Origin of the sequence: Dactylosporangium sp. NPDC005572 (genome assembly GCF_040605515.1) — a bacterium.
Lineage (GTDB): Bacteria > Actinomycetota > Actinomycetes > Mycobacteriales > Micromonosporaceae > Dactylosporangium.
The window spans coordinates 1-10,101 of record NZ_JBEXCY010000314.1 but is presented as its reverse complement, the minus strand read 5'-3'; the positions used below and the strand labels follow the sequence as shown (position 1 = coordinate 10,101).

Sequence of the window (10,101 nt, the reverse complement as noted above, 5' to 3'; positions counted from 1 at the left end):
CTACTGGGTTCCCTGATCGCAGGCGTCGGGCCCGGTGCCGCAAGACACCGGGCCCCGCGGGGGACCTGTAGACCGTGTAGGCGTCCGGCGTCAGGAGCTCTGGGTCTCCTTGTCGCGGAGTGCCTGCTCGACGGCCTTGCGCACGCGCGTGTCCTCACGCAGCTTGCGCTGAGCCCGGCCGCGACGGATCAGGAAGTACGCACCGACGACGGCCGCGACCAGGATGAGGATCAGCAGCAGCAGCGCCCACGGGATCGCCCAGCTGTGCGCCGAGACCTGGACCTGCTTGAGCGACGTGGTGGAGCCCGACGCGTCGGTGAGCAGCGGCGTGAGGGTCGCGGTGGCGGCGAGCCGGCCCGACGTCGCCACGCCGTGGACGGGCACCGTCATCTTCCAGCTCTCGCCCGGAAGCAGGTCCGGCGGCGACTTGACCTCGCCCGCGTCGTTGCGCAGCCACCCGAACGGGCCGGAGACCGACACCGCCTGCTTGGCCGTCAGGATGGCGTTGCCGGTGTTGTGGATCCGGTACGTGACGGTGGCGTCGCGCTTGGCGAACGGGTTCCAGAACGAGCCGGAATAGTCGACGTGCAGGTCCTCGATCGCGAGGCCCGGCTTGAGCGCGCCGCTGACTCGCAGCTTGATCCGGATCCCGAGGCGCCGCTCAACGTTGACGCCCTGAGCGGCGTCGGGCTGCGTCAGCGAGGTGACGATGCCGCCCGCGTAGTCGCCGGGTGTGGCGTTGTCCGGAACGGCGACCGTGAAGGGAATCTCGACCGTCTGCCCGGGCTGGATCGCGACGCGCTCGCGGTCGGCATGGAACCAGGCGCCGATGCCGACGGATTTCTTGTCCCTGGTAAGCAGGTCGAGCTGACCCGTGCCGGTCGTGTAGCCGTCGGCGGTGTAGACCGCCAGGTCGAGCGGGGCGTTGCCGCGGTTGGCGACGACCATCGCGTCCTGGGCCCGCCCACCGGGGTTGACGGCGTAGCTGAAGCTGGACCGGTCGGCGCCGTAGCTGTTCGAGGCCGTCCTGACGGTCCAGGCGACATCGCCCTCCGCCAGTGCTGGAGTGGCACCCGGGCCGGTGACCGCGAACGTGGCGAGCAGTGCCGCGGCGACGGTACGGGCCAGGGCGGTGACGATGGTCTTCCGGTGCGTTGTGGACGCGTGCATCTCGAAGTCCTCGGGCGGTCTCGGGTCGGACTGGAACGACTGGCGGGGCGGGCACCCGAAGGTGCCGACCCCGCCAGGTGTAACGGGTACGGTCAGCTGCTCAGCGCAGTGATCGTGAGGGTCGCGCGGTAGTTGCCCTTGTCGACGCTGCCCGGGAACTTCAGTTCCAGGTCGGCGCCGAGCCGGGCGGTGCCCTTCGGGTGACCCTGCTCCGCCCAGCCGAGGCCGCGCGAGACCGAGAGGCCCTGGCCGTGGTCGTCGTAGGCGGACGGAACCGCCCCGCTGGCCTGAGCACCGGCACCTGCCACGAGCACCTTCGGCGTCCAGCCGAGGTACGCGCCCGAGAACGTCTTGTCGGCGTCCCGGAAGTCGCTCGTGCTGGCCGAGATCGACCAGGGCGCGAGCGAGCGCCGGTTGTCCGACACGAGGATCGGGTTGATCTGGCCCGTCGCCGCGAAGTAGTCGCCGTTGTTGTCCACGGCGGTACCGAGGTCCACGAGGCCGTTGTAGCCGTCGATCGTCCAACCGAACTCGCCCGGAGCAGCGTTGGGCACGTTCACCTGGATGGACTGACCGTCGCCCTGGTACGGGTGGACGGTAACCGCGTCGACGATCGAACCGACCGGCTGGCCGGCCGTGGTGTTGTTGCACCACGAGACCTTGCCCAGCTCGACCGCAGCGTTCGGCGCCGCACAGGTGCCGCTGCGGATGTTCTCGACGACGAGCTTGTCGTTGCGCACCTGAACCTTGACGTAGCTACGAACGTGCTCCTGGTTCTGCACCGAGTTGTACCAGTAGCTGTTCGGGTTCAACGGGTCAGCACCGTTACCGGCACCGCTGGTGCCGCTGTTGTCAGGAGCGGTGATGTCGTAGTACTTCGAGCCCGAGGCGGAGTTGCCCGTCACGTAGATGACGCCGCCCGGACCGGGGAACACGTCGGCGGCACCGGGCAGCTCGGCCGGGTTCGCCTTCTCACCGTTCTTGATCTCGTAGCTGCGGGAGTAGCTGTGGTCGTGACCCTGCAGTACGAGATCGACACCAAGGTTGGAGAAGGCGGTCGGGAAGTCGACCCGGCGCACCTTGTTGTCGCCGTCCTTGGCGTGGTCAGCCGGCGAGTAGATCGCGTGGTGGTAGACGAGCACCGTCCACTTGGCCTCAGCGCCGTGCTGGTTGATGACATCGGTGACGTACGCGATGTGCGCAGCGTCGCCGCCGCCACCGGAGGTGGTGGTGTAGCTGTTGCTGTTCAGGTCGATGAACAGCACATCCTTGTAGATGTACCAGTAGTCACCGCCGGACTGGGTGCCAGCCGGGTTCCCGTTGCCGTACAGCGGGGCCGACCGGTCCGTGTTCGGGGTAAACAGGTGCTGTTCGTACGCCTTGCCACCGACATCGTGGTTGCCGATGGTGGCGGCCCAGGGGTACTGGCGCAGCTTGTCGGGAGCGAGGAACGCGGTCCACTGGGATTCCGTGTTCGCCGTCTCGACCTGGTCACCACCCGACACCAGCAGCTCGGCGTCCGGGTTGGCCGCGAGCGAGACGTCGAGGGTGTCCTGCCAACCGGCCTGGTCCTTCGCCACGTTGCCGGACGACCCGATCTGCGGGTCGCCGTAGAACAGGAAGTCGTAGTCGCCTTCGAAGTCCTGCGTCTTGAACGAGTAGGTCGGGGACCAGTTGCCCTCGGAGCCGACCCGGTACGAGTACTGGATCTTCTCCTGCAAGCCGGAGAGCGTCGCGTGACGGTTGAAGCCGCCACTGGTCGCGATGTTCGCTCCGCCGATGGCGTCGAAGGTAGCCGCGCCGGCCGGGAACTCGCCGTTGACGAGCGAGGCGGTCGGGGCGACCTGGACCTGCTGGACGGTGTCGGCCGACGAGTACCAGGTCACGATGCGCTGGGTCTCGTTGGCGCCGACACCGAGGATGATGCCGCTGAGCGTGGCGGGGTCCGCAGCGCTGGCGGGGGTCGCCAGACCGCTGAGGGCCATCGTCAGGCCCAGGGCAGCCGCGGTGGCCCCTGCGGCCACGCGGCGCCGTGCAAGCCCGGAGGCTCGCTTGGAGGTTCGTGCTTTCACGGGTTTCTTCCCTTTTCCGATGGAGGTACAGGAAAAGCGGACCCAACGTTTCGCCGCCCGATGAACCGGCCGTGAACCTGATCTTGCGGCCAGTCGCAGCCTCCGTGGTGTTCTCAGGGCCAGATCACACGTTGCACAAACCAGATAAGGCCCATAACGGACACACCGGCAGCAATCGCTCCGGTTGTCCAGAGACCGGCTTCCGGTGCCCGGTGACGCAGCACGATGAGGAGTGGAAAGACGACGGCGACAATGGCGAGCTGCACGACTTCGATACCGACGTTGAACACGAGCAACGACCACAGCAGCGTCCACGACCACGCCTCGTTGATTCCCAGCGCTCCTGCGAAGCCCAGGCCATGCACGAGACCGAAGCAGAACACGACACCGAGGCGGGTCCAACCCGCACGGTCCAGGCTGAAGTGGCTGTGCCCCGCCGTCTCCAGGTCGGCGGCACGACCGCCGCGCCGCCAGACCCGCCACAGGTGCCAGCCGGCGACCACGGCGATCGACAGCGCGATGACGGGCTCCACGACCCTCGCTGGCACGTCGACCAGGCCGAGCGCGGCGAGCATGAACGTCACCGAGTGCGCCAGGGTGAAGCTCGTGGCGGCGAGCACGATCTCCCGCAGGCGGCGCGACCCGGCGATGAGCGCCAGCAGGAACAGGATGTGGTCGATCCCGGTCAGCAGGTGCTCGGCACCCAGGCGGAAGAACTCCCAGAACCGCTCGTACCACGACTGGCCGGTCGAGAAGGACGGGCGCGCCGCGTCGAGGGCCGCGCTGCCCGAGCGGCCGTCGATCTCGTAGGTGACGATCGTCTTGGTGCCCTTGACGTAGCCCTCGGTGTCGGGGAACAGCGTGCTGCGCACCTCGTGCTCGGCGCGCCCCTGCGGGCAGGCCCAGTCGAGCGCCAGGTTGGCGTACGGCACGCCCTCCTGCCGGCCCATCGTGAAGCCGCCCACCGGGGTCGGCGCGCAGACCTTGCCGTCAGCGGTGACGGAGAGGCGTTCGGTGACGTACTTCACGACTGACGCCGTATGGGTGTTGAGTGCCGCGGCCTGCCCCTCGGTGTCACCGTCGTCGAACGCGGCGGTACCCGCCCGGTACAGCGGATCGTTGTGCTCGAAATCCGCGGCGGACACGACAAGAAGGTCGTACTCGAGCTCCACCGCCGTCCGGACATGGCCCTCGTCACCGGCGGTGATGTGAACGTATACGGTCGAGGTGAAACCGTGGGCGAGCGCCGGTCCGGCGCTCAGAAACGTCAGCACCGCCGCGACGATCCCGACGACAGTGATGAAAATGACAGAGCGGGCGCGTGGCAACATGCGGCTCCTTTACGTGGCCAGTGCACGTTGCACGTCATTGGCGAACACAAGCCGGACCGCCGACGAACCGCTGGAAAACAAACCCTCGAAACGACGCCCGGCGGATTGAACGCGGCCGGAACTGCGATAGGAATTACGCGCACATCCCGTCACTACCGGGGAGGACGATCGCCTTGCGCCGCCCGATTCGGGCCGTTGCCACGCTGGCCGCCGCCGCCGCGCTCATCGCCGGCTGCGGCTCCGCCGGCGACGACTGGTCCCGGCCGCACCCCAGTCCCGCCCCCGTCGGTGCACTCGGCCCGGGGTTCGTCGACCCATCCGCTCCGCCCACCCCCGAGGGGACCGTCACGCCGGAGGCCGGTTCCTGGACCGGGGTCCATCCGTCGGAGGGCTACCGGGTGGTACTGATCAGCGCGGGTGACGATCGCCCGACGCAGGAGCTCGTGACGGCGGTCAAGGAATGGGCGAAGGCCGAGGACGTCGACCTCAGAACGATCGTCGCCAAGGACCCCCACGACCTCATTCCCACCATCACCAGGGCCATGGACATGGGCCCGGACCTCATCGTCAGCGCGGGCAACGACCTCATCGACCCCATGGCGACGGTCACCGCGAGCCACCTGTCGCAGCAGTTCCTCGTGGTGGGGGCGGAGGTGGCCGAGCCGACGCACAACGTCACGGCGGTCGACTGGTCCGGCGCGTCGTTCCGCGGTGAAGGGCTCGGCATGTCCTCGACCTACGACCCCGCCTCGTTCACCCCCGAGCGCTGCTCGGCCGCCATCCGGGCGGGTGTGGCGGCCGTGCTCAACAACTGGACCGGCATCGTGATCTGGCTCGACCACCTCTAAATATCTCCCTACTCGGGCACTACTCCGGGCGCGAACGCGTCGGCGTACTCGGCGCTGGGCGCGATGTTGGTGATCACGTCGATCAGGACGCCGTCCGGGGCGGCGACGATGAAGTGCCGCTGGCCGAAGTCCTCGCTGCGCAGCCCGAGCACCTCGGTGAGGCCGGCACCGCCGACCAGGCGGCGGTGTTCGGCGTCCACGTCGGACACTTCGAGGTTGAGCAGTAGGCCCCGCACCGGCTTGCGGTAGGCGGCCGGCAGCGTCGGATGGCGGTTGTCGAGCAGGGCCAGTTCGAACTGCGGTGTGCCGGAATGGCGCAGGCTCACGTACCAGTCCGCCGCGAACGTCACCTCGAAGCCGAGGTGCTCGGTGTAGAAGGCCGCAGCCGCCGCGACGTCGTTCGACGCGATCACCGGGTAGAAGCTGGTCAGCATGCCGCCCTCCGGGTTCACATACCTTGGGTATGTGAACGACGCTAGCTGGCATACCGTGGGTATGTCAAACTCGTTCCGTGACGACGAGGGCCGAACAGCGCGAGGAGACCCGGCGGGCCCTTCTCGCCGAGGGCTGGCGGCGGTTCGCCCGCGACGGCTACCACGCGGTGGTGCTGGAGGAGCTGGCCCGCGGAATCGGCGTCACCAAGGGGGCGGCCTACCACCACTTCGGCAGCAAGGCCGGCCTGTTCCGGGCCGTCGTGGCCGAGGCGCAGGAGCGGATCGGGGCCGCCGTCGCGGCGGCGGCGGCCGAGGAGTATGACGACCCCTGGGACCAGCTGCTCGCCGGCTGCCGAGCCTTCCTGGCCGCCGGATCCGATGCCGAGTTCCAGCGGATCGTGCTGCTCGATGCACCGACGGTGTTGGGGTGGAACGAATGGCGTGCCATGGACGAGGCGTCATCGGCCCGGCACCTCGGCGAGGCGCTGTCGGCCGTCATGGCGGCCGGGACGATGGCGCCGCAGCCGGTCGAGCCGCTGGCCCGCCTGCTCAGCGGGGCCATGAACGAGGCGGCGCTGTGGATAGCCGGCACGCCCGACCCGGCGGCCTCCGTCGACGCCGCGATGGATGCCCTCACCCGTCTTCTCGACGGGCTCCGCTCATGACCCCGAGCAACGCGGGCCTTCCCGGGATCCGGGCCGCGGATGCCCGATGAGTTGGCATTTGGACGGTGATGGACAGCGATCCGAAACGGCCTCGTGCCACCTCGTAACCGGGCCGCCTCCCGGAAAGTGATCTTCTGGAACACGTCGTCCCTAGCTTTCTCTCGCGCTGAAGATCACGGCGCGAAAGGAAGAAGTTCCACATGTTCCGATTGCTACCCCTCCGCCACCGGCGCCGATCGGCCGTGACGCTGCCGGTCGCGATCCTCGCGGGCTGCCTGGCGGCGTCCACCCTCGTCGCCGCTCCCGCCGCAGCCGATCCGATCGACGAGTCCGCGAACTCCAACGGCTTCGCCGTCGACACCCTTCCCGACGGCGGTGCCCGGGTGACGCTGCGGCTCAACGAGCCGCTGCCCGTCCGCAACGCCGTCCCGGAACTCGCCGTCGACGGCCGGATCATCGGCCCGGCCAGCGAGTCCCCCGACGGGCTCACGCTCACCGTCGAGACGACCGACACCACCGTCACCGCAGCAGAGCGCGTCGAGGTCGCCTGGAACGGTGTCGTGCCCGGCACCCAGGCGGCGGCGAAGTCCGCCGCCCCGCCCGCGACCGTGAAGAACCACGGCAAGAAGCCGGTCTACACCGATCCCGCGCAGCCCGGGCCGTACACGGTCGAGCGCCTCGACTACGACCTCGGGGACACCGCGACGACGCTGTCCGGCCTCAGCGACCTGCCCGTCGAGATGCGGGCGGCGGTCTACGCGCCGGCCGGGGCGAAGGGCAAACGGCCGGTCGTGATATTCCTGCACGGGCGGCACTCGGCCTGCTACAACCCGACCACCCGGCAGACCAACAACACCAACTGGCCGTGCGCGGCCGACTTCATCCCCATCGACAGCTATCTGGGGTACACCGAGACCGCCGAGGCGCTCGCCACGCACGGCTACGTCGTCGTGTCGATCAGCGCCGACGGCATCAACGCCAAGGACGCCAGCTTCACCGACGACAACGGCGCGCTCGCCCGCGGGCAGCTCGTCATGGCGCATCTGGCCCTGCTGGCGTCGTGGACCGACTCCAACGGGCCGAAGCGCCACCGGTTGTCGGGGCGGCTGGACCTGGACAACGTCGGGCTGATGGGGCACTCCCGCGGCGGCGAGGGCGTCGTCGAGGCCGCGCTGCTCAACGCCGAGCGGAAACACCCGTACGGCATCCGGGCCGTGCTGCCGCTCGCGCCGGTCGACTTCGGCCGGGCGACGCTGCCGGGCGTGCCGATGGCGGTGATCCTGCCCTACTGCGACGGCGACGTCTCCAACCAGCAGGGACAGCACTTCTACGACGACACCCGCTACTCGTACCGCGACGACGTGCTGCGCTCGTCGCTGATGGTCATGGGCGCCGACCACAACTTCTTCAACACCGAGTGGACGCCCGGCGTGTCGGTCGCGCCGTCCAGCGACGACTGGTCGCCGGCCAACGACGAGGTGTGCGGCAGCGCCAGCCCGAGCCGGCTGGCCGCGGCCGAGCAGCGGGCCGTCGGTACTGCCTACATGGCCGGGTTCTTCCGGCTGGTGCAGGGCAAGGAGGAGGCGTTCCTGCCGCTGTTCGACGGCACCAACGGTACCGTTGCGTCGGCCGGACGCGCCGTCGTCTACTCGGAGGCCCAGCAGCCCCGCTCGTCCCGGACGGACGTGGCGCCGCTGGAGCGTCCGGCACCGAACGTCACGATGTCCGGCTTCGACCTCGGGGCGTACTGCTACAGCGTGGCCGCGCGGGTGCTCCCCGGCGACACCCCGTGCTCGTCGACCACCGCGACGTCGAAGGTCCCGCACTGGACGCCGGCGACGTTCGCGCCGGCGGTGCCGCTCAGCCCGGTCCTGCGGCTGCAGTGGAGCGCCGCGTCGGTCTCGCCGGCGCTGCAGATCGCGCTGGCACCGGGGCAGTCCGACATCAACCGGTACGACGCGCTGACGTTCCGGGCGGCGCGGGACGAGTCCGCGGCCGGCGACGTCGACCTCGACGTCACGCTCATCGACGGCAAGGGCCGCTCCGCGACCGTGCGGGTCGGCGACGTCAGCCCGGCCCTGACCCCGTTCCCGTCCTCGACGAACACGGCGAACGGGATCAGCCGGCTGGGCAAGACCTGGCTGCGCACGGTCCGGGTACCGCTCGACGCGCTGCCGAAGCTCGACCTGAAGAACGTCCGGTCCATCACGGTACGGCCGGCGACCCCGACCGGCGGGGTGTACCTGTCGGACTTCGCCTTCGACACGCCGGCCGTCGGCGGCGGCGTGGCGACGCGGGCGGAACTGGCCAGCATCGCCGACACCACCGTCGCCGAGGGCAACGGACCGGGCACCGCGACGATGCAGCTCACGCTGAGCAAGGCGCTGAAGGACCCGGCCACGGTCCAGGTGCAGACGGCGGCAAGCGGCTCCGCGACCGCCGGGCAGGTGCCGGCGCTGTCGTTCCCCGTCACCATCCCGAAGGGAGTGAGCAGCGTGACGATCGCGATACCGCTCACCGGCAACACCACCGTCAACACGACGTCCCTGCGGTACAAGATCACGATCTCGGCACCCGTCGGCGTCGCGATCGGGGACGGCTTCGCCTGGCTGACCGTGCTCGACGACGACACCGCCTGACCTACCACCCGGCAATCCGGAGGCCGATCCCCGGGTGCAGGGCCGGAGGCCCTGCACCCGGAGGCACCGGACGAGCCGAGATCGGCGGCGCCGCCGGACCGCCAGCCGTCGCGGCGGCTCCGCGTCCGGGTCACGCTCGGTGTAACGCGGCCAGCCGGAGGCTGGCCTACGTCAGAGTGGGATCGGTCAGAAACTCTACAACGAACGTGATCACACGACTGCCGCCCATGCAGCAGCACAGAATCAGAACAAGCAGCGTTAGCAGGGCGGAGCCGAGAGCGGTAGCGAACAGAACCCGCTGCGGCGGACCCTTGGGCCGTTGATCGTCATCCACGTGCCGCAGTATCGCAGGAACTTTTGTCTATCCATTCAGCGTCAGCCCCAGCATCTCCCGACGAGAATGTCCGGGGCTTCGGCGTGTCCGCTCGGGCTAGCGCGTCGCCGGGGGCCGCGCCGGGAGCGAAGCGGCAAGGCGCGGCGTGCCCCGAGCGGGGCGCAGCGGCCCGCCAGGGCCGCCGTGGGGTCGGCCAGCGGCGCGGTGTCACGATTGCTCGTGGTCCGTTTCCGCTGGCCGCCCTCGTGAACCGGACGTGCGAGTTGGCCCCGCATCCGGCTCCATGTGTCTTGCCCGGTGATCACGTCGTGGTTGGTGTGATGGTCCATGAGGTGGAGATCTTGCTGCCTCGGTTGCGGTAGCGTTCGATCTTGACGCTGGAGGCGCCGTAGAAGGTGATCCCGTTGTGGGTGAACCTCGATCCGGGTCCGGTGAAACGGCGCCGGATCTCCCGCCAGGAGATGGGGTGGTGCTTACGGCGTATCCAGTCGCCGATGCGTTTCCAGGCGTGGTAGTCGATCTGCTGGACATGGCGGCTGGAAGAGCCGTGGCGGTGGAGGGTAGGAGGCAGGCGCGGTGGCGTGATCGCCGGTAGGTCCCAGGGTCTG

Annotated in this window: 7 protein-coding genes and 1 pseudogene; 3 read left to right on the top strand and 5 right to left on the bottom strand. The window is 69.3% G+C overall.

Annotation, left to right across the window (positions count from 1 at the left end; genetic code table 11):
- Positions 1-90 precede the first annotated feature (90 nt).
- The 3 genes from ABZS66_RS57990 to ABZS66_RS57980 all read right to left on the bottom strand — a co-directional run bounded on the left by ABZS66_RS57990 (position 91) and on the right by ABZS66_RS57980 (position 4,516).
- A complete protein-coding gene (locus ABZS66_RS57990; protein ID WP_354772970.1) occupies positions 91-1,170 on the bottom strand; it encodes a DUF916 domain-containing protein in 1,080 nt (359 codons plus the stop codon).
- A 92-nt stretch (positions 1,171-1,262) separates the two neighbouring features.
- Positions 1,263-3,194: a metallophosphoesterase family protein gene (locus ABZS66_RS57985; RefSeq protein WP_354772969.1), complete on the bottom strand. Its 1,932-nt coding sequence runs from the start codon at positions 3,192-3,194 to the stop codon at positions 1,263-1,265.
- A gap of 161 nt (positions 3,195-3,355) precedes the next feature.
- Positions 3,356-4,516 (bottom strand): HupE/UreJ family protein, encoded by a 1,161-nt coding sequence (locus ABZS66_RS57980; protein WP_354772967.1) that lies wholly within the window; start codon positions 4,514-4,516, stop codon positions 3,356-3,358.
- 230 nt (positions 4,517-4,746) lie between these two features.
- Here ABZS66_RS57980 and ABZS66_RS57975 point away from each other — a divergent pair, with 230 nt between their 5' ends.
- Positions 4,747-5,421: a hypothetical protein gene (locus ABZS66_RS57975; RefSeq protein WP_354772965.1), complete on the top strand. Its 675-nt coding sequence runs from the start codon at positions 4,747-4,749 to the stop codon at positions 5,419-5,421.
- 8 nt (positions 5,422-5,429) lie between these two features.
- Here the strand turns inward: ABZS66_RS57975 and ABZS66_RS57970 are convergent, their stop codons facing one another.
- Positions 5,430-5,855, bottom strand: a complete 426-nt coding sequence (locus tag ABZS66_RS57970) for a VOC family protein (protein WP_354772963.1) — start codon at positions 5,853-5,855, stop codon at positions 5,430-5,432.
- 77 nt (positions 5,856-5,932) lie between these two features.
- Here ABZS66_RS57970 and ABZS66_RS57965 point away from each other — a divergent pair, with 77 nt between their 5' ends.
- Complete coding sequence (locus tag ABZS66_RS57965) at positions 5,933-6,520, top strand: TetR/AcrR family transcriptional regulator (RefSeq protein ID WP_354772961.1); 588 nt, start codon at positions 5,933-5,935, stop codon at positions 6,518-6,520.
- 200 nt (positions 6,521-6,720) lie between these two features.
- A complete protein-coding gene (locus tag ABZS66_RS57960) occupies positions 6,721-9,159 on the top strand; it encodes a hypothetical protein (RefSeq protein WP_354772959.1) in 2,439 nt (812 codons plus the stop codon).
- A gap of 635 nt (positions 9,160-9,794) precedes the next feature.
- Here ABZS66_RS57960 and ABZS66_RS57955 read toward each other — a convergent pair.
- Positions 9,795-10,101: pseudogene (locus ABZS66_RS57955) on the bottom strand (hypothetical protein); the annotation flags it as partial.